Origin of the sequence: uncultured Thioclava sp. (assembly GCF_913064665.1) — a bacterium.
GTDB lineage: Bacteria > Pseudomonadota > Alphaproteobacteria > Rhodobacterales > Rhodobacteraceae > Thioclava > Thioclava arctica.
Map to the genome: position 1 here is coordinate 15071 of NZ_CAJYBT010000006.1, position 24621 is coordinate 39691.

27 protein-coding genes are annotated in these 24621 nt (G+C 62.1%); 4 read left to right on the forward strand and 23 right to left on the reverse strand.

The window, feature by feature from the left end:
- Positions 1 to 68: 68 nt before the first annotated feature.
- From folD to ybgC, 14 genes are all read right to left on the reverse strand, one after another.
- Positions 69 to 971, reverse strand: coding sequence for a bifunctional methylenetetrahydrofolate dehydrogenase/methenyltetrahydrofolate cyclohydrolase FolD (gene folD, locus QZ571_RS03595; RefSeq protein ID WP_295531897.1), 903 nt, complete (start codon positions 969 to 971; stop codon positions 69 to 71).
- Positions 968 to 1273: a chorismate mutase gene (locus QZ571_RS03600; RefSeq protein ID WP_295531900.1), complete on the reverse strand. Its 306-nt coding sequence runs from the start codon at positions 1271 to 1273 to the stop codon at positions 968 to 970. Before QZ571_RS03600 ends, folD begins: the two co-directional genes overlap by 4 nt.
- Positions 1274 to 1339: 66 nt before the next feature.
- A complete protein-coding gene (locus tag QZ571_RS03605) occupies positions 1340 to 3007 on the reverse strand; it encodes a formate--tetrahydrofolate ligase (RefSeq protein WP_295531903.1) in 1668 nt (555 codons plus the stop codon).
- A gap of 91 nt (positions 3008 to 3098) precedes the next feature.
- A complete protein-coding gene (locus tag QZ571_RS03610) occupies positions 3099 to 3692 on the reverse strand; it encodes a sulfurase (RefSeq protein ID WP_295531906.1) in 594 nt (197 codons plus the stop codon).
- Positions 3692 to 4489 carry a methyltransferase domain-containing protein gene (locus QZ571_RS03615; protein ID WP_295531908.1) on the reverse strand — a complete coding sequence of 266 codons (798 nt, stop codon included), beginning with the start codon at positions 4487 to 4489 and terminating at the stop codon, positions 3692 to 3694. Before QZ571_RS03615 ends, QZ571_RS03610 begins: the two co-directional genes overlap by 1 nt.
- A 19-nt stretch (positions 4490 to 4508) precedes the next feature.
- Complete coding sequence (gene ftsH, locus QZ571_RS03620) at positions 4509 to 6422, reverse strand: ATP-dependent zinc metalloprotease FtsH (protein ID WP_295531911.1); 1914 nt, start codon at positions 6420 to 6422, stop codon at positions 4509 to 4511.
- An 81-nt stretch (positions 6423 to 6503) separates the two neighbouring features.
- Positions 6504 to 7724 (reverse strand): tRNA lysidine(34) synthetase TilS, encoded by a 1221-nt coding sequence (gene tilS, locus QZ571_RS03625; RefSeq protein ID WP_295531914.1) that lies wholly within the window; start codon positions 7722 to 7724, stop codon positions 6504 to 6506.
- Entirely contained in the window at positions 7721 to 8569 is an 849-nt protein-coding gene (gene ybgF, locus QZ571_RS03630; protein WP_366929936.1) for a tol-pal system protein YbgF, read from the reverse strand. The genes tilS and ybgF overlap by 4 nt, the downstream gene beginning before the upstream one ends.
- Positions 8570 to 8575: 6 nt before the next feature.
- Entirely contained in the window at positions 8576 to 9100 is a 525-nt protein-coding gene (pal, locus tag QZ571_RS03635; RefSeq protein WP_295531917.1) for a peptidoglycan-associated lipoprotein Pal, read from the reverse strand.
- Between the two features lie 74 nt (positions 9101 to 9174).
- The gene (tolB, locus tag QZ571_RS03640; RefSeq protein ID WP_295531920.1) at positions 9175 to 10497 is read right to left on the reverse strand and encodes a Tol-Pal system beta propeller repeat protein TolB; all 1323 of its coding nucleotides are present in this window, start codon (positions 10495 to 10497) and stop codon (positions 9175 to 9177) included.
- A 103-nt stretch (positions 10498 to 10600) separates the two neighbouring features.
- The gene (locus tag QZ571_RS03645) at positions 10601 to 11854 is read right to left on the reverse strand and encodes a cell envelope biogenesis protein TolA (protein WP_295531922.1); all 1254 of its coding nucleotides are present in this window, start codon (positions 11852 to 11854) and stop codon (positions 10601 to 10603) included.
- A 19-nt stretch (positions 11855 to 11873) separates the two neighbouring features.
- Complete coding sequence (gene tolR, locus QZ571_RS03650) at positions 11874 to 12353, reverse strand: protein TolR (protein WP_295531925.1); 480 nt, start codon at positions 12351 to 12353, stop codon at positions 11874 to 11876.
- Between the two features lies 1 nt (position 12354).
- On the reverse strand, positions 12355 to 13050 hold the full coding sequence (gene tolQ / locus QZ571_RS03655; RefSeq protein ID WP_295531928.1) for a protein TolQ: 696 nt from the start codon (positions 13048 to 13050) through the stop codon (positions 12355 to 12357).
- 119 nt (positions 13051 to 13169) lie between these two features.
- A complete protein-coding gene (gene ybgC, locus QZ571_RS03660) occupies positions 13170 to 13571 on the reverse strand; it encodes a tol-pal system-associated acyl-CoA thioesterase (RefSeq protein WP_295531931.1) in 402 nt (133 codons plus the stop codon).
- A gap of 104 nt (positions 13572 to 13675) precedes the next feature.
- On the opposite strand from ybgC, the gene QZ571_RS03665 reads away from it, so the two are divergent.
- Positions 13676 to 14716 carry a hypothetical protein gene (locus QZ571_RS03665; RefSeq protein ID WP_295531934.1) on the forward strand — a complete coding sequence of 347 codons (1041 nt, stop codon included), beginning with the start codon at positions 13676 to 13678 and terminating at the stop codon, positions 14714 to 14716.
- Here the strand turns inward: QZ571_RS03665 and QZ571_RS03670 are convergent.
- Positions 14707 to 15348, reverse strand: coding sequence for a hypothetical protein (locus tag QZ571_RS03670; RefSeq protein WP_295531936.1), 642 nt, complete (start codon positions 15346 to 15348; stop codon positions 14707 to 14709). The two genes, QZ571_RS03665 and QZ571_RS03670, sit on opposite strands and share 10 nt — an antisense overlap.
- Before the next feature lie 157 nt (positions 15349 to 15505).
- Between QZ571_RS03670 and QZ571_RS03675 the strand changes: the two genes are divergently transcribed.
- Both QZ571_RS03675 and QZ571_RS03680 read left to right on the forward strand, forming a co-directional pair.
- Positions 15506 to 16909, forward strand: a complete 1404-nt coding sequence (locus tag QZ571_RS03675) for a YcjX family protein (protein WP_295531939.1) — start codon at positions 15506 to 15508, stop codon at positions 16907 to 16909.
- Complete coding sequence (locus tag QZ571_RS03680) at positions 16906 to 17904, forward strand: YcjF family protein (RefSeq protein ID WP_295531942.1); 999 nt, start codon at positions 16906 to 16908, stop codon at positions 17902 to 17904. The genes QZ571_RS03675 and QZ571_RS03680 overlap by 4 nt, the downstream gene beginning before the upstream one ends.
- Before the next feature lie 63 nt (positions 17905 to 17967).
- Here the strand turns inward: QZ571_RS03680 and QZ571_RS03685 are convergent, their stop codons facing one another.
- The 4 genes from QZ571_RS03685 to ruvC all read right to left on the reverse strand — a co-directional run bounded on the left by QZ571_RS03685 (position 17968) and on the right by ruvC (position 20743).
- A complete protein-coding gene (locus tag QZ571_RS03685; RefSeq protein WP_295531945.1) occupies positions 17968 to 18375 on the reverse strand; it encodes a group III truncated hemoglobin in 408 nt (135 codons plus the stop codon).
- A 49-nt stretch (positions 18376 to 18424) separates the two neighbouring features.
- On the reverse strand, positions 18425 to 19459 hold the full coding sequence (gene ruvB, locus QZ571_RS03690) for a Holliday junction branch migration DNA helicase RuvB (RefSeq protein WP_295532183.1): 1035 nt from the start codon (positions 19457 to 19459) through the stop codon (positions 18425 to 18427).
- 85 nt (positions 19460 to 19544) lie between these two features.
- A complete protein-coding gene (gene ruvA / locus QZ571_RS03695) occupies positions 19545 to 20210 on the reverse strand; it encodes a Holliday junction branch migration protein RuvA (protein WP_295531948.1) in 666 nt (221 codons plus the stop codon).
- Positions 20207 to 20743, reverse strand: a complete 537-nt coding sequence (gene ruvC, locus QZ571_RS03700) for a crossover junction endodeoxyribonuclease RuvC (protein WP_295531951.1) — start codon at positions 20741 to 20743, stop codon at positions 20207 to 20209. The genes ruvA and ruvC overlap by 4 nt, the downstream gene beginning before the upstream one ends.
- A gap of 218 nt (positions 20744 to 20961) precedes the next feature.
- Between ruvC and QZ571_RS03705 the strand changes: the two genes are divergently transcribed.
- Positions 20962 to 21147, forward strand: a complete 186-nt coding sequence (locus QZ571_RS03705) for a DUF1127 domain-containing protein (RefSeq protein ID WP_366929937.1) — start codon at positions 20962 to 20964, stop codon at positions 21145 to 21147.
- 75 nt (positions 21148 to 21222) lie between these two features.
- Here QZ571_RS03705 and QZ571_RS03710 read toward each other — a convergent pair whose 3' ends face one another.
- From QZ571_RS03710 to QZ571_RS03725, 4 genes are all read right to left on the reverse strand, one after another.
- Positions 21223 to 21570 carry a hypothetical protein gene (locus QZ571_RS03710; RefSeq protein ID WP_295531953.1) on the reverse strand — a complete coding sequence of 116 codons (348 nt, stop codon included), beginning with the start codon at positions 21568 to 21570 and terminating at the stop codon, positions 21223 to 21225.
- 87 nt (positions 21571 to 21657) lie between these two features.
- Entirely contained in the window at positions 21658 to 22527 is an 870-nt protein-coding gene (locus QZ571_RS03715; RefSeq protein ID WP_295531956.1) for a 50S ribosomal protein L11 methyltransferase, read from the reverse strand.
- A gap of 68 nt (positions 22528 to 22595) precedes the next feature.
- On the reverse strand, positions 22596 to 23246 hold the full coding sequence (msrA, locus tag QZ571_RS03720) for a peptide-methionine (S)-S-oxide reductase MsrA (RefSeq protein WP_295531959.1): 651 nt from the start codon (positions 23244 to 23246) through the stop codon (positions 22596 to 22598).
- Positions 23247 to 23295: 49 nt separating this feature from the next.
- Positions 23296 to 24531, reverse strand: coding sequence for an MFS transporter (locus QZ571_RS03725; RefSeq protein WP_295531961.1), 1236 nt, complete (start codon positions 24529 to 24531; stop codon positions 23296 to 23298).
- Positions 24532 to 24621 lie beyond the last annotated feature (90 nt).

Here is a 24621-nt window from a genome sequence, read left to right on the forward strand (position 1 = left end):
CCCCACCCACTTACCTTGCGGCAAGCGGATAGCGCATAATATCTGGCGCGCGCAATCTTTCTTCGGGATTACGCGGTCAATCCAGAGGGTTCTGGCAGATCATGCGCACGACAACAGGCGGTGATCGTGTTAGCCAGCAGGCAGGCGATGGTCATTGGTCCGACGCCACCGGGGACCGGCGTGATCGCACCGGCGACCTGCACGGCGCTGTCGAAATCGACATCGCCCACCAGACGACTTTTGCCCTCGCCCTTTTCGGGGGCCGGGATGCGATTGATCCCCACGTCGATCACCGTCGCGCCGGGTTTCACCCAATCGCCCGGGATCATCTGCGCCCGCCCGACGGCAGCGACCAAAATGTCAGCGCCACGGCAAACCTCGGCCAGATCCTTGGTGCGCGAATGGGCGATTGTTACGGTGCAGCTATCGCGCAGCAGCAGCTGCGCCATCGGCTTGCCCACGATGTTGGAGCGCCCAACCACAACCGCATTCAGCCCCGACAGGCTGCCGTGATGGTCGCGCAGCATCATCAGACAACCGAGCGGCGTGCAGGGCACCATCGCCTTCTGGCCCGTCGCCAGCAGCCCGACATTGAGGATATGAAACCCGTCCACATCCTTGCTCGGCGTGACCGAATTGATCACTTTTTCCTCGTCGATATGATCGGGCAAAGGCAGCTGTACCAGGATGCCATGCACCGCCGGATCGGCGTTAAGCCGCGCCACCAGCGCCAGCAAATCGGCCTCGGGCGTGTCCTCGGGCAGCTTGTGCTCGTAGGAGTTCATCCCGACTTCCAGCGTCTGTTTGCCCTTGTTGCGCACATAAACTTCCGAGGCCGGATCATCGCCCACCAGCACCACGGCCAGCCCCGGCACGATGCCATGCACCTCGCGCAGGCGGCTGACATGGCCCGCTACCTTTTCGCGCACCGTGGCAGCAAAGGCTTTCCCGTCGATAATCTTGGCGCTCATGTGCGATCCCCTTTGCCCAGAACCAGTTCTTCCTGTGCGATGAAATGTTCCATCATTTCGCGCCAAAGTCGCTCGGCCAGATCCGGGTTCAGCCCGGCAGCTTCGGCCCTAGCGCGCACTTTTTGCACCACATCCTCAACCCGGTCGGGGATTCGCGCGGGCCAGCCATTGCCCTGCTTGATCTCTGCGGCGCGGTCGATCAGGCGGCTGCGCGCGGCTAGCATCGCGACCAGTTCGCCATCCAGCGCGTCGATTTCAACGCGCAGCTCTTCCATCGTATGCAGCTGTGAAGCGGATTTCATCGGCACGGCCCCCGCAGATAATTGCGCCTTCCTATCGCAGTTTGTGCAGGCAAGCTCAAGACTTGCTCAGAACAAGCCCGTGATCTGGCCGTCCCCATCCAGCCCGATCTTTTCCGCCGCCGGATGTCGTGGCAAGCCCGGCATCGTCATGATCTCGCCGCAGATCACCACGACAAACCCCGCCCCAGCCGACAGTCGCACTTCGCGGATCGGCAGGGTGTGGCCCTCGGGCGCGCCCAAAAGCTGGGGATCAGAGCTAAAGGAATATTGCGTCTTGGCCATGCAGATCGGCAGATCGCCATACCCCGCCGCCTCGTATTCGCGCAGCTGGGCGCGGATGGTTTTATCCGCAATTACCTCGCCCGCGTGATAGATCCGCCGCGCGATGGTGTCGATCTTGTCAAACAGCCCCATCTCGTCGGGATAGAGCGGCGCGAAACTGGATGGCCCCTCACATAGATTGGCGACCTTTTGCGCCAGTTCCAGGGTGCCCGCCCCACCTTCGGCCCAATGGGTACACAGCACCGCCTCGACGCCCTGCGCGCGCGCGGCGTGGCGGATTGCCTCGATCTCTGCTTCGGTATCGGTGGTGAAATGGTTAATCGCGACGACCACCGGCACGCCGAACGCCTTGGTATTGGCGATGTGACGGTCGAGATTGGCACACCCCTTTTGCACCGCCGCCACGTTTTCAGCCCCGAGATCAGATTTCGCGACTCCGCCATTCATCTTGAGCGCGCGCACCGTCGCCACAAGCACCGCCGCCGAGGGCGCAAGCCCGGCCTTGCGGCACTTGATATCGAAGAACTTCTCGGCCCCCAGATCGGCGCCGAACCCGGCCTCGGTCACGACATAATCGGCCAGCTTCAACGCGGCTTGCGTGGCGATCACCGAGTTGCAGCCATGCGCGATATTGGCAAACGGCCCGCCATGCACAAAGGCGGGCGTGCCCTCAAGCGTCTGCACAAGATTGGGTTGCAGCGCGTCCTTGAGCAGCACCACCATCGCGCCTTGCGCCCCGATATCGGCACAGGTGACAGGGCTGCGGTCGCGGCGATAGGCCACAATGATGCGGCTCAGCCGGTCCTCCATCTCGGTCAGATCGCGGCTGAGACACAGGCAAGCCATCACCTCGGAGGCGACCGTGATGTCAAACCCGCTTTGGCGCGGGAAGCCGTTCTTGACGCCACCAAGGCTGACCACGATATCGCGCAAGGCGCGGTCATTCATGTCGACCACGCGCTTCCACGTCACCCGGCGTTCGTCGATCTCTAGGCTGTTGCCCCAATAGATGTGATTGTCGATCATCGCCGCCAGCAGATTATGCGCCGAGGTGATTGCGTGGAAATCGCCGGTGAAATGCAGGTTCATCGCCTCCATCGGCACGATTTGCGCATGGCCTCCGCCCGCAGCGCCGCCTTTCATCCCGAAATTCGGCCCCAAGCTGGCCTCGCGAATGCAGATCGCCGCGCGTTTGCCGAGGCGCGACAACCCATCGCCCAAACCCACCGTTGTGGTCGTCTTACCTTCGCCCGCCGGCGTCGGGGAAATCGCGGTGACAAGGATCAGGTGGCCGTTCTCGCGACCGTTGAGACCTGCGATAAAGGCCGCGTCGATCTTGGCCTTATCGCGGCCATAGGGGATCAACGCGTTTTCAGGAATATCCAGCTTTGCAGCAATCTCGGGCATCGGGCGCAAAGGGACGGCGCGGGCAATCTCGATATCTGTGGGCATGAGGCTCCTCCTGAGTCACAGACTAACCCGCTGCATCCAAAGCGAAAGACCAGAAATCGACGCGGATGGGGGCGAAACCGCCCTGCGCGATTTAGCCGCGCACGTCCTTGATCAGCTCCCAGGGGCGCTGATCGGGAATATGCAAACGCAACGTATCGCCAATCACCAGCCGACCGGGGCGTTCCACCCAAGCGGTCACACCGCGCCGCCCTTGGGCCGCAGGTTTATAGCGCGCCCCTTTTTCGGGGTGATGCTGCTCAATCACCTTGCCCGGCAGCACGCAGGGGCGGTTTTCCATATCCACCACCAGCGTCAGCCCGGTCTCGGACTGCAACCGCGACGAGGGCGGAATGTGGGTCAGATCGGGCAAGCCACGCAGCACAATGCTGGCGCCAATCCATTCCGGCAGGATCTCGGGGATGCCCATCGCAAAGGCGGTTTCGGCCAGCTCCTCGGCCGACAAAATCGTCATTTGCCGCACATTGGCGATCTCGGTCCCTTTGGCGTGCTGATCGCTCACGCGCGAACAAGAGGGGCGCGTGCGCCCGCCATGCACCTCGCCCACCGGGCCGTCAAAGGTGAATTCCAACGCCTCAACGGGCGCGGATGGCAAGGCGCCCTCTTGCGTCACTCGGCCAAGCCAAACGACATCGCCCTGATAGTTCGTAGGTTTGAGCGCGGCCATCAAGCGTCCTTTTGCAGCACAAGAAACAACCGACGGAAGGGAAAGAAGACCGAGCCATCGTTTTGCACAGGATAAACCGTAGCCAGTGCCGTTTCATAGCGCTCGATGAACGCGGCACGCTCAGTGTCACTCAACTGCTGCAGGAAGGGGCGCATCGCGGTGGATTGCGTGAACAACCGTACCGGATGCCCATCAGAGGCGGGCGCGAGTTCGTGCAGATATTCGCTGCTCCACAAATCGATCGCGCCAAGGCCGCGCAGCATCCGGGCATAATCAAGCGTCGCGGCAACCGGAGCCACCCAACCCGTGAAATCAAACCGATCCGGGAACATCTCTTGCGCCAGTTCGCGCAGGATACGATGCGAGGGCGCACGGTGCTGGGCGGGCATTTGCACCGCCAAAACACCACCGGGACGCAACGCGCGCGCCAATCGCGGCATCAGCGTGGCGTGATCGGGCAGCCAGTGCAGTGCGGCGTTGGAAAAGATCAGCGCGGGCGGTTTGTTGGGCGTCCAATCCGCAATATCGGCCTGATCGCAGCGCCGATAGGCCCCGGTCGCCGCGGCGTGTTCCAACATTGATTGCGAGCGATCGACGCCGACAAGTTTGTGCTTGGGAAAGTGGTTGGACAGCGCCTCGGCAACGGCGCCATTGCCGCACCCAAGATCAACGACCTTGCCGCGCTCGGGCAACGCGGGAACCCGCGCCAGAAGATCCAGCGCGGGCCGTAGTCGAATATTGCGAAAGCGACTGTAGCTTTCAGGATCCCAGTCAGGACCGCCTGGTTGGCGTGCCATCACATATGCCGCTCCTGGATCAGGCCGAAGGCTCGGGCGAAGCGTCGCCCTCTTTGGTACCCGCGTCCTTTTTGGATTTGGTCTTGGGCAGCGATGTCACCGACGGAAGATTGCCCGAGGGCGTGTCATTGTCGTCGCCACCCAGCGCCTCACCGGACATGACCTTTTTGATCTCATCACCGGTCAGTGTTTCATATTCCAGCAGACCTTGGGCCAAACGCTCCCAGTCTTCCTGCTTTTCGGTCAGGATACGGCGCGCTTCCAGATAGCCCTGTTCGATCAGATCGCGGACCTCTTCCTCAATCAGCTCCTTGGTCTTGGTCGAAACCGAGAACCCGGCGGTGTTGCCTTGATAGCCTTCATGCGCCTCGGCATAATCGATATTGCCGACCTTATCCGACATGCCCCAGCGCATCACCATCGCCCGCGCAATCGCGCTGGCCTGCATGATATCGCCTGCGGGACCGTTCGAGACATGCTCTTCGCCCCATTTCAGGATTTCAGCCGCCTTGCCCGCCATGGTCATGGCGATCTTCTGCTTAGCTTCGTCCTTGTGGTAGTTGAGCTTGTCGATCTCGGGCAGAGACACCACCATACCCAAGGCCTGACCGCGCGGAATGATCGTCGCCTTATAGACAGGGTCACATTTCGGCAGGCTCATACCGACAACGGCGTGGCCAGCCTCGTGATAGGCGGTCATTTCCTTTTGCTCGGGCGTCAGCACCATCGAACGGCGCTCGACCCCCATCATCACCTTGTCTTTGGCGTTCTCAAAATCTTCCATCGCCACGAACCGCCGCCCGACGCGCGCCGCCATCAGCGCCGCCTCGTTCACGAGGTTCATCAGATCGGCACCGGAAAAGCCCGGCGTGCCCCGCGCAATGGTGCGCAGATCGACATCGGGACCAACAGGAACCTTGCGCGCGTGCACGCTAAGGATCTTTTCGCGGCCCTTGATGTCGGGATTGGGGACGTGGATCTGACGGTCAAAGCGGCCCGGACGCAGCAGCGCGGGATCAAGCACATCTTTGCGGTTGGTTGCCGCGATGATGATGATGCCCTCATTGGCCTCAAAGCCGTCCATCTCGACCAGCAACTGGTTCAGCGTCTGCTCGCGCTCGTCATTGCCGCCGCCGATGCCGACACCACGGGCCCGGCCCACGGCGTCGATTTCGTCGATGAAGACGATACAGGGGGCATTTTTCTTGGCTTGCTCGAACATGTCGCGCACACGGCTTGCACCAACGCCGACGAACATTTCCACGAAGTCAGAGCCCGAGATGGTGAAGAAGGGCACACCCGCCTCACCTGCGATAGCACGTGCCAGCAGCGTTTTACCGGTGCCCGGAGGGCCAACCAGCAGCGCGCCTTTGGGAATTTTACCGCCAAGGCGGCTGAATTTCTGCGGGTTGCGTAGGAATTCAACGATTTCTTCAAGCTCTTCCTTGGCCTCGTCGATGCCCGCGACATCGTCAAAGGTCACGCGGCCCTGCTTTTCGGTCAGCAGCTTGGCCTTGGATTTGCCAAAGCCCATCGCGCCGCCTTTGCCGCCGCCCTGCATCCGGTTCATGAAGAAAATCCAGATCCCGATCAGCACGAGGAAGGGAAGCCACACACCCAGCAGCGACATAAAGCCCGACTGCTGTTGCTTGATGACACGCACCGAGACGTTTTTCTCGATCAGCTTTTCAGCGATCGGGTCCGTCATCGGCTTGACGGTCGAAAAATTCGAACCATCCGCAAGTTGATAGCGCACATTCTCGCCATCGAGCTGAACGGTTTTCACCTCACCCTTGTTAACCGCGTCGATAAACTCGGAATAGGTGGCCTGACTTGAGTTCATGCTCGATTGCCCATCCCCAAAGAGGTTGAACAAGGCCAAAATCAACAGGAACAGCACTGCCCAGAAGGCCAGATTACGTGCATTACCCAAGGGATATCCTCCAATCGTCCAAGGCGGCTGACCCTCGGCCGCCACGTCTACCCTGTGAAAATAGGTATTGTGGCGCAGGGTTCAACGCCTGAATATCGTCGTGGCGAAACTGCCCGCTTCCTTACGCGCTTTCCAGCCGTTTTCAAACCCCGCAATAGGGGCGGCCACAAGCTTTTCTTGCGCCCAAACGGCGGGAGAGGCCAAAACTGTCTCGCGCGGCAGACCGGTTGCGCGCCAATTCACACAATCACATAGCCCTTGCGCCCCCAAAGCGGCAATTTCGAGTCCCGGCGCATATGTCGCGCCCGGCCCCTCAAGCCGCCAGTTGTCCCAAGATTCATCAATCGGCACGCGCAGATCTGCCACCGCTTTGAGTTCGCGCGACACAATTAACTGACACTCATCTTGGGTGATGTGGCAGCCATGCAGCGTGCAGGGCGCCAGATCGTGCAAGAACCGCTCCAGCTTGGCGGCGCGCGGCGGATATTGCGCCCCCGAGACCCAGATCAGCGCAGCATTGAGGAACCGCCGCTGCAACTCCGGCGGCAATCCCTGTGCAAAGGCCCTCTTGTCGATGCGCAGCGCGCCGGGGTCTTGCACGACATGTTCGGCAACGAAGGGCTCCAGGACCGCATCAAGCGCCGCGCGCGCCTGCGCGAGATGGCCCACGACCCTCGCAAGTCCATCGGGCGTGATCCCGATGTCAGACAGCCCTGCCAGCGCCATGCGCGCCCGCACGCGCTCAAACCGTGGATCGCTGTTGGAAGGATCATCGACCCAAGACACGCCCGCCTGTCGCAGATAGCTACGCAGTTCGGCCCGCGTTACGTCCAGAAACGGGCGATGCCAGCGCACGCCCTCTTCCAGATAGCTGCGCCGCATCCCCGACAGCCCCTCAAGCCCGGCCTCGCGCGCCAGTCGCATCAGAAATGTCTCGGCCTGATCATCCGCCGTATGGCCCAGCGCAACATGGTCCAACCCCTGCTCGCGCGCCCAAGCACCAATTAGTCGCATGCGCGCCCGGCGCGCCGCATCCATTAGATTGCCCGTGGCCTCTGCCCCGGCCCAGTGCAGCACGACATGAGGCACGCCCAGCCGCGCGCAGGCTGCCGCGACAAACTCTGCCTCTGCGGCAGCCTCGGGGCGCAGCCCATGATCGACGGTGACGGCATGCACGTCATATAGCGGGGCCAAAAGGTGCAATGTGGCCATCGAATCCGAACCGCCAGAAACAGCAACCCCGACACGCCGGGGCGCATCGGGGTCAAATGCCGTAGTCGCAAGCGTCGCGAGTTTCGTCACTGGCACCCCAGCGATTGCCGCGCGGTTTGCGCCTCCATGGCGGCCGACGAGCCGGAGAAGCGTGCGCCGACTTGAGCCAACGTCGTGCAAGCCTCGGAAGTCTGCCCCAATTTACCCAGCGCCTTGCCCAGCGACAACAGGTTGTCGCCCGCGCGCTTGCCACTGGGGTCCGCCGAGAATCCGGCCAACCAAGCCCGCGCCGCATTGGCAGTATCGCCCTCTTTCGAGAGCGCATCGCCACGATAATACAGCGCATCGCCCATCAAGGGTGAACCGGGATAGGTTTCCTTGAACGTCTCCAACAGGTCAGCAGCCGAGGCGTAATCGCCCGCGTCATAGGCCTTTTTCCCAGCCTCGAAATCCGATTTCTCGTTGATCGCAAGATCAGGGCCTGCAGGCGCGCTATCGGGCGCAGGTGCGGTTACCGAATTGACCGCCGCGCTATCGCCAGACCCGCCCCCGAGGGGTTTGGTCTTGCCCAAGGTCGAGATATCGCAGCCCTCTTCCATTTCGCAGACGCGGTATTCCAGATCGCCCACCCGGTTCGTGCCATCGGCCACCACGCGGTTGATCTTGTTTTCCGTTTCCTCGACACGATCCGTCAGATGGCTCAGCGACAGCTCCATCGAATCCATCCGCTCTAGCGCGGACGATCCCCCGGCCTGTTGCAGACCCGCCGCACCCGAGGATTTGAGCTGTTGGCGCAGACCGTCGATCTCGCTCTGCAACTGGCCCAGTTGCGTCTTGATGTCAGCCAATGTCTGAGCACGGTTCGCATCTTGCGCGAACCCCGGGATGGCGGCGCTTATCAAAAGCGCCGCACTCAATGTCAAAGCCCGCAGCATAGCGCCTTAGCTCCCCGCTGCCGATTGCGAGATCACAGTGACCGCGCGCCGGTTCTTGGCATAGCATTCTTCGGTCGAACAGATCGCGAGCGGGCGTTCTTTACCATAAGACACCGTGCGCAAACGATTGCCGGCAACGCCTTGGCTGACCAAAAATTCCTGCGCGGCATTGGCCCGGCGGGCGCCCAGTGCAAGGTTGTATTCGCGCGTGCCCTGTTCGTCAGCATGACCTTCGATGATCGCGGTATAGCTGGGATGGCTGACCAGCCAGCTTGCCTGCTGGGTGAGGATGCCGCGTGCGGTGTCGCTCAGCGTCGATTGGTCGACCGAGAAATGCACCATGTCACCAATCGTCTGGCTGAAATACGCGGGCGAGTTCGGGTCATTGATGCCGCCTTGCGTGATCCCTGCGCCAGCCGGCCCCAACGTGCCGCCCGGTCCGGTTGCGCCCGAGCCGTATTTGTCGGGGTTCGAACAGGCCGCGAGGCCAAGGATTGCGACGGCCAGCGCCGCCTTCGTTGCAAAATTCATGATCTCCGCCTTTTTGTTGATCTGCCCTTTTGAGGCGAGTTTATCAGTTAACTGTTGGTTTGTGAATTCGCGCTTTACGGTAGCAGCGGCGACCAAGCCGGGTCAGATGCAGGCCCCGGAGTGGGCACTTTCTTGAGGTTGCGACCGGAAATATCGACCGAATAGAGCGCCGCTTCGCCTTGTGCGCCGGGCGTTTCGCGGGTGAACATGATGACACGGCCATTAGGCGACCAGGTCGGGCCTTCGTCAAGGAAGCTCGAGGTCAGCAGACGCTCCTCAGAGCCATCGGTGCGCATCACGCCAATGTGGAAACGCCCGCTATTTTGCTTGGTGAAGGCGATCATATCGCCGCGCGGCGACCACACCGGCGTTGAATAGCGCCCATCGCCAAAGCTGATCCGGGTCGCATCTCCACCACCGGCTGACATGATATACAACTGCTGCGTGCCCGAGCGGTCGCTTTCAAATACGATCCGCGAACCATCGGGGGAAAACGACGGCGAGGTCTCGATCGAGGGGCTTGTGGTCAGACGCTGCGTCTGACCGCTGGCGATATCCATCATCCATAGGTCGGTATTGCCGTTCTGCTCCAGCGAATAGACCACCTTATTGCCATCGGGCGAAAAGCGCGGCGCAAAGGTCATCGTGCCGGGCACATCGGGCAAAAGCCGCGCGCTAGCCGTCGCCACATCGAGCATCTTGATACGCGGGAAGCCTGTTTCAAACGTTGTGTAAAGCACCCGAGTGCCATCGCGCGAAAAGCGCGGCGCCAGCACGATCGTCGAAGCATCGGTCAGATAGGTGACATTCGCACCATCGTAATCCATCACCGCAAGCCGCTTTTGGCGCGCATTTTTCGGCCCGGTTTCCGAGACGAACACCACGCGACTGTCGAAATACGGCCCCTCGCCAGTGATGCGCGAATAGATCACATCGGAAACCTTATGCGCGAGCCTGCGCCAGCTGCCCGGCGAGGCCGCAAGCTGCTGGCCCTCGCCCATCTGCTGGCCCGAGAACACATCAAACAGGCGGAACTTCACCACGACCTTGCCACCCGACATCGCGACCGAGCCAACAACCAGCGCCTGCGCATTGATCGCCTGCCAGTCGGAGTAGTTCACCGGCGTGTCGAAATTGGTGATGTTCTGAATATAGGCGGATTTCGCAATCTCGCGGAACAGGCCTGTGCCAGTGAGATCGCTCGACACAACCTGCGTTAGCTGGGCTGCGACATCCGTGGCGTCGGGTGTTTCCGGGATGAACCCCGCAATCGCAAAGGGAAGCGGCTCGATCACACCATCGGTGATCGTGATATGCAGCGGCGCTTGGTCTTGCGCGAGCGCACCAAACGAGCCTGCGAACAGCGCCACCAGCATGGCCAGAACGAAACGCATCATTTTACACTCCCTTTCCTCGAGGCTTGCCCCGAGTTGTAACGGATATTTGCCTCATCCCGCATCACAAGCCCATGACAGCACGCGGAAATTCGCCGATCAACGCTCATTTCATCCTCATCTTCTCGGGGTTGAAATCGATTTCGATCGTTTTCCATTGTGCATATTTGTCAGACGGGAGCGGGAAACCATCCGAGCCACAGCGCACAATCGCGCGCTTGCCCGCCTCGAACGCCTGATCGACTGCGGCCCCCGTGCCGCCCGCCGAATCCACCAGCTTGATCGAGCTGATGATCGGGTGGCCATCGGGGCGCATCTCGACCGACAGCGTGACCGTTGTGCGCAGCGCATCCGAACTGAGCGCGCCGACGTTCCAGCACTGTTTCACATCCACGATCAGCGCGTCTTTCTCGCCCGCCGTAATCGGCGGACCCACCGGGGCCTGACCGGTTCCGCCCGTGCCTTCACCGCCCAGTGCCGCTGCCAGCGCATCCGTCACCGCCGCGTTTGAATCGGCCTTTTTCGGGGGTGCTGCCGGTGCAGGTTTGGCCGGTGCAGGTTTGGCCGGTGCCGGTTTGGCTGTTTCCGGTTTGCTGGGCGTATCAGGCTTGGCAGGCGTGTCCGCCGCAGCCGTTTGCGTCGGCGCGGGCGGTTTGGGTTTGCTGGCCGGACGCGGTGACGACAGCGGCGCCGAGGTCTCGGGCGCGGTGTCGGTTTTCGTCGCTTCGGTCACGATTTCCGTGGTCGCCTCGGGCGGAGCCTCGGATTGTTTGGGCTTGGGCGGAACCGGCACGGGCTTGGCCGTGGGATCGGGCGTTTCCTGAGGCTTCGCGGTCTCGGCCACCTTCGCTTCCGGCGGCGGTGGTGGCGTCGGTGTGGGGGCCACGCGCGGCACGTCCTTGGGCTTGGGTTGCGGCGAAATCTTGGGCGAGAGCGTGTCTGACGGCACTTCGACAGGCGGCGCCATCACCGGCGGCGTCTGCGCAACATCGGTGGGCGCGGGCGGCTCGGTCAGCGCGCTGACATCGGGCTGCGCATCAGGTTTGGGCGCAGGCACGGGTTTGGGCGTGGGTTCGGGCTTCGCCTGCACATCGGGTGCGGGCGTGTCGGGCGGCGTCGCGGCATCGGGCGTTTTGGGCGCGATGGGCGCTTGCGGATCGGGCGTGGGCTGGGGCGCATCCTTGGGCGCCGAAGCCATCATCGCGTTGAAATCCTGCTGCGACATCACCGCGACCTGACTGATCACCGTGGGCTCGTTGGGCTTGGGCTTAAACAAAGCCCCGCCCACGATAGCCCAAAGGATCACCCCCGCATGGAGCGCCGCCGAAACACCATAGCCGATCTTGTCCGCCCGGTTCATTGAAATGTGCCCCCTGGGCTCAATTCCCGGCAGGTGCCGCCATCTGCGGCCCCCCGGCATCGGTGACCAATGTGATATTCGAGAAACCCGCCCCGTTGAGCGCCCCCATCACCTCGACCACTTTCGAATAGGCGATCTTGCCATCTGCACGCAGGAAGATCTTGTTGCTGTCGCGCTCTTTCGCGATCGCCTGAAGACGCGCCACCAGTTGATCGGCGGGCACTTCGGAATTCATCAGCGCCACCTTGCCATCGGCTTGGATCGACACTGTCAGCGGCACTTCTGCCTCGGTCGGAACCGCCTTGGCCGCCGTTTTCGGCAGCTCCAGCGGCACACCCACCGTCATCATCGGTGCAGCCACCATGAAAATCACCAACAACACCAGCATCACGTCCACCATCGGTGTGACATTGATCTCGCTCATCGCGGTATGGCGCGAAGCACCCCCGCGTCTGCGCCGCGACCCGCCAGAACTACGTTTTGCAACCCCCGCGCCCATGTCAGCCGTCCAACTGACGCGAGAGGATGGTGGTGAATTCGTCGGCAAACGCCTCATAGCCAGAGGCAATCCGGTCGGCATCCGAAGACAGCTTGTTATAGAAGATCACCGCCGGGATTGCCGCGAGCAGCCCCAGCGCGGTTGCCACCAGCGCCTCGGAAATACCCGGTGCAACCACGGCCAGCGAGGTGTTTTGCGAGATTGCGATTTCCTGGAACGCGACCTTGATTCCCCAAACCGTGCCGAACAGCCCCACGAAGGGCGAGATCGAGCCCACAGTTGCAAGGAAATTCAGGCCGTAATTCAGCCCCTCGGTCGCCTTGAGGATCGCCACATCCATTGAGCGCTCGATGCGCGCCTGCGCCCCGGCGATCAATACTCCGTCTTGTCGATGCGAGCGTCGCCACTCCATCATACCAGCGGCGAAAATCTTTTGGCTTGCGCCATCGGGCGCCGGGCCGATCTGGTCGAACAGCTCATCAAGCGGCTCTCCCGACCAGAAAGCGCGATCAAAGGCCTCTGCCTCGGCTTTCGCCGCGCGATAAGCGATGAATTTGCGCACGATGATCGCCCATGACCAAAAGCTGGCCACCACAAGGATGATCATTACGAGTTTGACGGTAAACGATGCACGCACGAAAAGTGCCAGCAGGGAGAAGTCGATCTCCTGCGCCATCGCAAGCGAAGATTGGTCCATGAATACTGCTCGCCGTTTTTTGGGGCCACGTTGTCGTGGCTCTGATTACCAGCGATTCTACCCCAGCAGTAAGGGGAACGCCATAACAACGTTGTAATCGCGCCCTAGAATGGCCCCATTCAATGCAGTTTGGGCGCCAGTTTGCGGCGTATATCGGCGGGAAGTCGCTGAGGCGCACCGCCCTCGCCCAAGCACACGATCGTCACAGTGGCTGTGAACAGCATTTCGCCATCGCGCGTCACGGCCTGATCCATCACAAGCCGCGCCCCGGTATCGGCCACCAACGCCGTTACGACCACCAGTTGATCATCGAATTTCGCGGGGCGCAGATAGTCTGCCTCGACCCGGCGCACGGCAAAAACGATGCCATGATTGGCCTTGAGCGCCACCTGATCGACCCCGAGCGAGCGGATAAATTCCGACCGCCCGCGTTCAATGAATTTCAGGTAGTTGGCGTAATAGACGATGCCCGCGAGATCGGTGTCCTCGTAATAGACCCGGATCGGAAATTCATGTGCCATGCGCGCCTCCTGATGTGCCAAAGGCTTAGACCGGGGGCGCCGGGCAGGCAAGCTTGACCGGTGTAGTGAATTGCCGCAGGCTCGCGGCAGTCTTGAGGTTTTTGATGATGATTTTTTTTGGCCTATTGCTGATTGCTTTATTGGGCGCGCCCTTGGTCGCTGCCGGCACCTTGGGCAAATGGGCGCACCCCCTGATCAAGCTCTCCGCGCTTGTCAGCGGTCTATTTTCCATCCTCTTCTTATTCGTGACCTTCCTTTTTGGTGGGGCAGGCGGGATCGTATTTGGCGCTCTGGCACTGTGCTCACACGGGGTCGCGGCACTGATCAGCCGGGTCCAGCGGCGCAATCTGCGCCGCGGATTGGCACTCGTTACCGCGCTGATCGCCAGCCTACCGGGCATTTATTTCAGCGTGAGCGGCATCCGGGACTGGCGCACAGAGCAACGCAATTCCGCGATCTGGTCCGAGTTGTCGAAATCCCCGACCCTGCCCGCGCAGCTCGGGGCGGTGCGGCTGAGCCTGCCCTTTTCCCCGGTGCTAGAGCTGGAACAGTATTGCGATGCAACCGCGCCCGAACGGGTGCTGAACTGCGGTGAGCTCGGGATGGGCTTACGCCGCGGCGTGAGGGTGATGCGCGCACCGCCCGCCTTGCCCAATCAGGTGGCGCAGCTCGAAGGCCTGACCCTGCACCGTTTCGGCCCCTCCTGCACGGACACCCCGAGCGCCGTTGGGTGCCTGTCCCCAAGCGTTCTACACAGCTCGTGCGAAGCCCGGCCCGAATTGGCAGCAAGCCCTTGGTGCATGGGCGGGCTCTCGCATGAGGTCTGGCTGCGCGCGGCGGGCGGGCATTCGACCCCGATCTCCGTGAGATTGAGGGGTTACGATCCCTCGACCCTCCCCAAGCTCAAGCCAGACGCCACGGAAAAGCCCGTGGGTATCCTCTGCTCTGACACCCGCGACAAGATGTTGCGCGAAAGACCCGAGGCCGGATTGAGCCGACTTTGCGCGATCCTGTATCAGCCGCGGCAGGGGATCGAAGCGTTGATCATCCTCGATCACATGAGCCCCGCCGAGATGCTGCTCTCCTTTGCCGCCGCGCGGGCTGAGTTGGCGCCACTGCTCGACGCGATGATCGATCAGCCTTGAGCGCCGATCCGCGCCGCCAGCCGCAGCGCGTGGCTCGGGTCTTTGGCCACCGCGGGCATCACCCGATCATAGCCCGCCGCAATGACGGCCGCGATCTCGGGGCGCAAAACGGTGACCCCCTGCGCCATCGCAAGAGGCGAGCGCTCGCTAAAGGCGGTATCCGACCACAGCACGATCATCTGCACCGCCTGTTGCAACGCGATCACCTCGGCGGGCACCTCATCAAGCCCCGCATCCATACGCACGAAACTGAAACAGGCCCGGATCGCGCCGTCGGGATCGAACCGGAACACCCGATACTGGCTTGCCCCCTGATCGTCGAGCCGCACGACCAGATCTTGCAAACCGTCGATCAGGTGATCGAGATTGGGCACCTCAAGCAATTCCTGCCAGTCGCGAAAGAAGAAGATCATCAGGTTCGCGCCAAGCTCGGGGTCGGTCTCGGCCATCTTGTGGCCTGCCAGTGCGACCACGGCCTCAACCGCGCCCTTCACGGTCGCCAAAGTCCCGGCCTCGACCCCGAATACGACGGGCACGATCGGACGTCCCCAGCGCGCAAACAGGTATTCGCCCGAGCCCCGTGTGAACAGCGTCTCGATGGTCTGTTCGGTGATCTGGCGCTGTTCGCTCATCCTGACTCCTTGTGCGGTTGCCCCAATCTAGGGGATTGCGGCGCGCTCGAAAAGGGGCAGGCGGGCGCTCGGCACTGGCAGACGGGGCGCATTGCACCTTTCAACCGCGCCGGGCACTGTTTATCTTGGGGCCAGAAATCGTAGCGAGGGGCGGCAGTTGGGCATTTCCGATATAGCGGACGGGATCACGCGCGGGTTCGAAGGCATCGGCGCGCAGGTCTCGCAAACGCTGTTCGAACCGGTTGTGCGCCTCGGCGTGACGGGGCTGTCGCGCGCGGGCAAGACGGTGTTCATCACGTCGCTGGTGGCCAATCTGCTCGATCGCGGACGCATGCCTGCGCTAAGCGCGGCCAACGACATCACCGCCGCCTTCCTGCAACCCCAGCCCGACGATACCGTGCCGCGTTTTGACTATGAAAGCCACCTCGCCGCGCTGACCGGCCCAAACCCGCATTGGCCCGAAGGCACCCGTGCGGTGTCCGAACTGCGCCTCTCCTTTCGTATCCAGCCGCGCGGTTTGCTGGGCGCAATGCGCGGCCCGCGCGTGGTGCATCTTGATATCGTGGATTATCCCGGCGAATGGCTGCTTGATCTCGGGCTGATGGACAAGAGCTATACGCAATGGAGCGCGCAGGCCCTCGCCCGCTTGCCCAACCGCCCCAAGGGTGCCGAATATCTAAAACAAGCCGAGGCCGTTGATGGCACGACCGAGTTTAACGAACCAAGCGCCAAAGCGCTGGCATTCGCTTTTACCGATCACCTGAACGCTGCACGCGAAGCGGGGTTCTCTGACTGCACGCCCGGGCGCTTCCTGCTACCCGGAGAGTTGGCCGGATCGCCGGCACTGACCTTCGCGCCCCTGCCCGAGGGGGCGGCCCCGCGCGGCTCGTTACGTCGCGAGATGGAGCGCCGTTACGAAGCCTATAAACGCGAGATCGTGCGCCCGTTCTTTCGCGATCATTTTGCCAAGATCGACCGGCAGGTGGTGCTAGTCGATGTGCTGGGCGCGATTCATGCCGGGCCAGCGGCGCTCGAAGATCTGCGCGGCTCGATGGCCGACATCCTGTCGGCATTTCGCCCCGGTACGGCGGGCTGGCTCGCCTCGCTTCTGGGCGCGCGCCGCGTCGAACGCATCCTGTTTGCCGCGACCAAGGCCGATCATTTGCACCATTCGCAACATGCCCGCCTGACCGCGATCACCGGCGCGCTGCTGCGCGAGGCCAAGGATCGCGCAGATTTCTCAGGCGCCAAGACGCTGGCTCTGTCGCTGGCAGCGCTGCGCACGACCACCGAAGAAGAGATCACCCATGATAGCGCGACCTTGAAGGCGGTGCGCGGCCGCCTTGAGACTGGCAAGTCGGTGGCGCTTTATCCCGGTGAACTGCCCTCGGACCCCGCACATCTGCTGGCCCCTGCGGCTCAGGGCGCGCAAGCGTGGCTGGATGAGGATTACGCGATCATGAATTTCGCCCCCGCCCCGGTGATCCTGAAACCCGGCGAAGGCCCGCCGCATATCCGGCTGGATCGCGCCGCTGAATTCCTGATCGGGGACAAGCTATGAAAAAACCGGTGATGATCGAGATCGACGCCGCCCCCTCGCCCGCCGAGGCCGCCCCGATCGAGGATATGCCCGCCGCCACCGAAGAACGCCTTGAGGGCCGCGCGATGCAGATCGCGACCCGGCTCGGGGCGCGGCGCAGTTCGGGTGTGACCCGGTTTTTCTGGCGCGCCTTGGTGGCGCTGGTCGGGTTCCTCGTTTCGGTCGCACTGTGGCGCTTCATCGACGGGCTGTTTGCCACGCATCCGATTCTTGGCTGGATCGGCTCGGCACTGGTGCTGGCCTTCGCGCTTGGCGCGCTGCTGATCGCGGGGCGCGAGATCGCGGCGTTCTCACGTCTGGCGCGGCTCGACAAGGTCCATAAAGAGGTCTCCGAGGCGCTGGCCACCGATGATCTCAACCGCGCGCGCAAGGTGGTGAACCATGTCTCGGGGCTGTATGCTGCGCGCGCCGAAATGGAATGGCCGCGCGCAAGGCTGAAAGAGCGTTTCGATGAGGTGCTCGACACCGAGACGCTGATGGGTCTGGCCGAGACAGAGCTAATGGCCCCGTTGGATGCTGCCGCACGGCTAGAGATCGAGGCCGCCGCGCGCACCGTCGCAACCGTCACGGCACTTGTGCCGCTGGCTTTGGCGGATGTGGTCACAGCGCTGACCGCCAATCTGCGCATGATCCGCCGCATCGCAGAGATCTATGGCGGGCGTTCGGGCGCGCTTGGCTCGATCCGTCTGGCCCGCACGGTGATGACGCATCTGGTGGCAACTGGTGCTGTCGCAGCGGGCGATGATTTGATCGAAACCGTTACCGGCGGGCATTTGATGACCAAGATTTCGCGCCGCTTCGGCGAAGGTGTCATCAACGGCGCGCTCACGGCCCGTGTCGGCATCGCCGCGCTGGAGGTCTGCCGTCCGATGCCGTTTCGTCGCCTGAAAAAACCGCGCGTCACCAATCTGATCGGGCGCTCGCTTACGGGTGTGTTTGGCAAGAAAGAGGCCTAGGCCTTTCATCTAGCCGAAAATACTCCGGGGAGTCTCCGCAGGAGACGGGGCAGCGCCCCCTGCTCACCTGAGTTTCGGCACTCCCCCCGCCAGCGTTTCGCGATCCACCACGCCTTGGCGCAGGCTCGTGCCGATCTTATGGGCCAGCGCAGACCAGCGCGCTGCTTGCTCGGGGGGCAATTCCTCGCCCAATACCGTGTCGAACAGCTCCAGCCACCCCGAAAACATCCCCGGACGCACATTTTTGGCCTTGCGATGAGCCATCATCGGCGAGCCGTCATATCCTGGTTCCCGTAGGATCGCGCCTTTCCAGAACGCGGCTACCTTGGCCTCATGCGCGGGCCAATCCGTGACATGCACGGCAAAAACCGGACCAAGCATGGCATGACCGCGCACGCGCTTATAGAAATGCGCAACGACACGGTCGATGTCATCGGCGGAAATATCAAAACGGGCGAGCGGCTGTGTCATGGATTGCAGATAGGCCTGCGCGCTGGCGCGATCAAGCGGTCAGATCGTCTCAGCCATCCCCGAACAGATCGGGTTTCGGCGGAGCGGGGCGCGGAGCCTCGAGCCCAAGATGCCGCCAAGCCCGCGCCCCCAACATCCGCCCGCGCGGAGTGCGCTGAACCAGACCCTGCTGCAGCAGGTAGGGCTCGATCACCTCTTCGATCGCATCGCGCGCCTCCGAGAGTGCCGCCGAGAGCGTTTCCACACCTACCGGGCCACCGCCGTAATGCTCGGCCATCAGCATCATATAGCGCCGATCCGCCCCATCGAGACCGAGATTATCGACTCCCAGCCGGGTCAGCGCGCGATCCGCGATGGCGCGGGTCAAACGCCCGTCACCCTCGATCAAGGCGAAATCGACGACCCGGCGCAGCAGCCGCCCGGCAATCCGCGGCGTGCCGCGCGCGCGCTTGGCGATCTCGCGGGTGCCATCGGGATCGGCGGAAATGCCCAGCAGCCGCGCGCCGCGGGTGACAATCTGATCCAGCTCGTCCTCGGTGTAGAATTCCAACCGCGTCGGGATGCCGAAGCGGTCGCGCAGCGGTGTGGTCAGCAGACCCAATCGCGTGGTCGCGCCGACCAGCGTGAAGGGCTGCAACTCGATGCGCACAGTGCGCGCGGCAGGCCCCTCGCCAATCACCAGATCGAGCTCGAAATCCTCAAGCGCGGGATAGAGCACCTCTTCGACGGCCGGGTTGAGGCGGTGAATCTCGTCGATAAACAGCACGTCGCGCGTCTCGAGATTGGTGAGAATCGCTGCCAGATCGCCTGCCTTGGCCAGCACCGGCCCCGAGGTCATCTTGAAATTCACGCCCAGTTCGCGCGCCATGATCTGCGCCAGTGTGGTCTTACCCAGACCGGGGGGGCCGTGAAACAGCGTGTGATCCATGGCCTGCCCGCGCAGCTTGGCGCTTTCGATGAAGACGCGCAGATTGGCGCGCGCCTCTGCCTGACCCACGAAATCCTCAAGCGATTGCGGGCGCAGGGCGCGATCGGCGTCTTCGGGCAGGCGCTCGGGGCGCAGGGTTGGGTCGGGGTCGGTCATCGTCATTCAGTGTTGCGCCTGTTGCGGGCCGAGGCAAGCGGGGCTCTGCCCCGGACCCCGGGATATTTTGATCAAGAGGAAGCCCTCAATCCTTGGGTGCCAGCAACCGCAGCGCGGCGCGGATGAGTTTGGCGGTGTCGGTACTGGCAGGATCATCCCCGGCTTGCGCTACGGCACCTGCCGCGTCAGAGGGGGCGTAGCCGAGGTTGGTGAGGGCAGAGATCGCCTCGGCGGTGAAGTTGGTTTTAGGTGTCGCGGCGGGGGCGGGGGTGCGGGCTGGTTTCGAAGGCTGGCCGTCTTCGACCACCTCTGCCATATCGACGGTCAATTCTGCGCCCATCGCCATGACGGAGGGCGCCTTTTCCTTGAGTTCCAGCACGACACGTTGGGCCAGTTTCGGGCCTACGCCGGGGGCAGCCTTGACCGCCGCCCAATCGCCCAGCGCGATGGCGCGGCCCAGCCCTTCGGCGCCCAGCGTTCCGAGAATGGCGAGCGAGGCCTTGGCACCGATCCCCTGCACCGATGTCAGAAGCTTATGCCATTCCTTTTCCAGCAAGCTCGGAAACCCGAAGAGTTGCAGCAGATCTTCGCGCACCAGCAGATCGGTATAAAGCGCACAGGCCTGACCCACCGGGGGCAGCGATTGCGCGGTGCGCGCGCTGACATGCACGATATAGCCCACACCGCGCACATCGATCATCACGTGATCCATGGCGCGATGCACGATTACGCCTGCGATACGCCCGATCATGCGCGTCTCCGTTTTTGAGGCTGTTCCGCGAGCGTACGCGACAGTTGCGCGGCCCCCATTCGGGCAGCCGATTGCAGATGGAACGCGTGGCAAATCGCGATTGCCAGGGCATCCGCGGCATCGGCGCTGTCAAATTGCACGCCGGGCAGTTGGTGGCGCACCATATGCTGGACCTGCACCTTATCGGCATGGCCCACGCCGACGACCGTTTTCTTCACGGCGTTGGGTGCGTATTCCCCGACCGCAAGCCCCGCCTGCGCTGGCGCGAGCAGCGCAATGCCACGCGCTTGGCCAAGTTTCAGCGTGGCCACCGCATCTTTGTTGACGAAGGTTTGCTCGACCGCCGCCGCCTCGGGGGCGTGTTGCGCGATCACGGCGCAGAGGCCGCCATGAAGCTCAAGCAGGCGTTGTGCCAAATCGGTACCAGTCGAGTGCAATGTGCCATTGCCAAGATGACGCAGGCGCGAGCCCTCCATCTCGATCACGCCCCAGCCCATATTGCGCAACCCCGGATCGATTCCGATCACCCGCATCGCTTTTGCCCCTGTTTGTTATCGTTAATTCCCAATTAGCACGAAAAGAGAACATCGCCTAGCCCCGCTGTTCGGATGGGCACCCGGCCGGGGCTTGCAAAAATTGCATGGCGGACCTGCGGGAAGCGCTGTTGTTTTTATATTCCGCCCAGCCTAAGTGCGCTCTGCAAGCAATCATGCCTGAAACTTGAGCAGTCTGTGAACTGAGGAGCCTCCCAATGTCCGTCATGGAAATGACAACCCGCCTGAACCGTTCGCGCCATCCCGGCCTGATCATGTCGCTGATCGGTAGCTTTCTGGAATGGAACGATCTGCGCGAAACTCGCAAATCTTTGTCCAAGCTGTCCGACCGGGCGCTGGACGATATCGGATTGACCCGGCTTGACGTGGCGCGCCTGCGCTAAGTCACCGACCCTCGATTGAAAAAGGGCTGTCCCGATGGGGCAGCCCTTTTGAATGCAAGATGGCTCTGCGAAATCTTAGTGGATGAGTGGGCTTAACAGACCTGCAACGTAACGCGTCGCCGGGTCAGCATGCAGCACCCAAGCGCCGATCTGTTCGCCCATATTGCCCTTGGCAAGGTGATCAACGCGGTTGGCATATTCGTCCGACCCGACCTGCGCGAGCATCATGCCCTTGAACAGCAGCATCCCCGCAGCCAGCAAGGCAAGCCCACGCAACGGCAAACCACGGCGCGACTTCGGCCGCATTGCATCGAAATAGCTGCGCCCCAGCGAACCCGCCGCCTCAAACGCACCACCAGCCTCATGGATCTTGTCGATCCGATGAAGGCGTCTCTCGAATTCGTCCAAATCAGTTTTTGCCATTGCTCATCTCTCGGATAATCACCACGGAGGATCCGTAAAGACATTCTATACCAAGATGATGCTGAAACTGAGCGGAAACATGGCCGACTATGCCCGGCTCATCACCAATGTCGTCCATTCGCCAAATTCATTGCGCGCACTGGAAACAAAGCCTTGCCCCTCATAGGCGGCGATCACCTCATCGGCCTGCTCATTTAGCAATCCGCTAAGGATAACCACGCCCGATTCGGCGCAATAGCGCGCCATATCGGGGGCCAATGCGATCAGTGGAGCCTTTAGAATATTGGCGAAAATCAGGTCATAGGGGGCGGCGTCTTGCAGTTTCGGATCGCCGAAACCAGCCGCCTCAAGGCAGATCACGCGCCCCTCAAGATCATTCAGAGCGACATTGGCACGCGCGGTTTCCACCGCGACCGGGTCGATGTCAGAGGCCAGCACCGTCTCGGGCCACAGCTTGGCTGCTGCCATCGCCAGCACCGCCGTGCCGCAACCGATATCGGCCACGTTGTGAAAGCTGCGCCCGGCGCGCGCCAGATCATCCAGCGCAGTCAGACAGCCCGAGGTGGTGCCATGATGGCCCGTACCAAAGGCCATCGCCGCATCAATACGCAGCGCGACCGAACCGTCGGGCACCTTGTCAGCGTCATGGCTGCCATAGAGGAAAAACCGACCCGCCTGCACCGGGGCAAGTTCGCGGCGCACATGCGCGACCCAATCGGTTTCGGGCAGCTCTGAAATTACGAAAGGCTGCGCGCCATAGGCGATGGCCAGCAAATCAAGCGTCACATCATCGGGCCGTTGCAGAAAATAGCCCGACACCTCATAGCGCCCATTGCCATCCTCGATCTCGAAGACGCCGGTGCCGTAGGGCGCCGGGTCCAGATCCTCAAACCGCTCTTCAAGCGACTCTGCTGCCTCGCGGTCGGCTAAGGTGGTAAAGGCGGTAAAGGTGGTCATGGCGGCTCCTTTGCGCGTGTTGCGCCGGGCTTAGGCCGGGGCGCAAGTTACGTCAAGTCGCACCCCGATCACGCCGACAGCCCGATCGGGCAGCTCACACCGGTGCCACCGATCCCACAATAGCCTGCCGGGTTCTTAGCGAGATATTGCTGGTGATCGTCTTCGGCATAATAAAACGGCGGGGCGTCACTGATTTCCGTCGTGACCGCACCATAGCCCGCCTCTGACAGACGCTTGGCATAGGTTGCGCACGACGCCTCGGCCGCAGCTTTCTGCGCGGGAGTATGGGTGTAGATCCCCGAGCGATATTGCGTGCCCCGATCATTGCCTTGACGCATGCCTTGGGTCGGGTCGTGATTTTCCCAGAACACCCGCAGCAGATCGTCGTAGCTGATCACTTTGGGATCATAGATCACGCGCACGACCTCGTTATGGCCGGTCATGCCGGTGCACACCTCGCGATAACTCGGATTCGGGGTGTGACCGCCCGCATAGCCAACCATGCTTAGCCAGACGCCTTGGGTGTTCCAGAAAATCCGCTCGACCCCCCAAAAACAGCCCATGCCGAACATCGCCTGCTCCATCCCCTCGGGGATCGCACTGCGCAGATCAAGTCCGCTGAGAAAATGCGGCTGGGTGATCGGCATTTCTGTATCGCGCCCGGGCAGAGCCTCGGATTTGGTGGGAATGGTGGCGAGTTTTCCAAACAACATGATCAATCTCCCTATCGCAGCCTCTTAGATAGGCGCGGGCGGGCAGAATTCCAGATCAGGCCGGGGCCGGGGCGAGACCGCGCAGCACCGTCTCATAGCCCTTTGACGGATGACGCGGCACCAGCATCGCAAGCCCGAGCGAGACAAGCGCCATCGCGGCGGCCAACCCGAATACGAACCCGGGCGAGATCATCCACAGATAGCCAAGGCTCGCGGGCAGGAAAACGGCGGCGATATGGTTGATCGTGAACGAGACGGCAGCGGTCGGCGCGATATCAGCCGGATCGCAGATTTTCTGGAAATAGGTCTTTTGCGCGAACGCCAGCGAGAACAGCAGGTGATCCACCACATACAATGCGCAGGCGATCCATAGCCCCCAACCAAACCAGTAGATCCCGCCATAGCTTAGGAAGAGCAGCGTCAAACCGATATATTCCACGATCAACGCGCGCCGCTCGCCGAACTTACCCACGAAACGGCCCATCGCGGGAGCAGCGGCCATATTGACGGCGAAATTGATCAGGAACAGCGCCGAGATTTCATCGACCCGCAGCCCGAAACGTTGCACCATCATAAAGGCCGCGAAGACCACGAAAATCTGACGCCGCGCCCCGGCCATGAAGGTGATTGCATAATACAGCCAATAGCGACGCCGTAGCACGAAGCGTTTGGATTGCGGATCGCGGGTGTGAAACTGCGGATAGAGCAGCGCGGCCGCCCCCACCATCACCATCGTCGTGATCCCGGCGCTCGCATAGACGAATTCGTAGCTCAGATCGAAGGCCTTCCACGTCAGCACCAGCAACGCATAGGCCACCAGCGACGCGCCCGATCCCACCGCAACAATCCGGCCCAGCGTTTGCGGAGCCTGTGCGCGGTCGATCCATTGCAATTGCAGCGACTGATTCACCGCCTGAAAATAGTGAAACCCGATCGAGGACAGCAGCGTGACCATGATCAGCCCGCCAAAGCTGGGAAACATCGCCGTCACAGCCGTCGCCGCCCCCAGCAACAGCAGCGCAAGAATCGCCAGCACTTGCTCACGCATCACCCAAAGCACGACGATCACGCCAATCGCCAGAAAGCCCGGCACCTCGCGGAACGATTGCAGCCAGCCGATATCGACCCCGTCGAACTTAACCACGTCGATGACGAAGTTGTTCAGCAGCGCCGACCAGGTCGCGAACGAGATCGGCATCGCCGTGGCAAACACATACAGCAGCGCCTCGGGCCTGCGCCAGCGCGGCAGGTGGTGGGCCTCATCAAGTTGGACTTCGCGGATCTTGAACATGAAAACCTTAGACGGGAAGGGATACGTAGGAGCAAGACTACAAACTGTGTATTCTGACTCAGATCAATGTGCATTGATGCAGAATCTGGC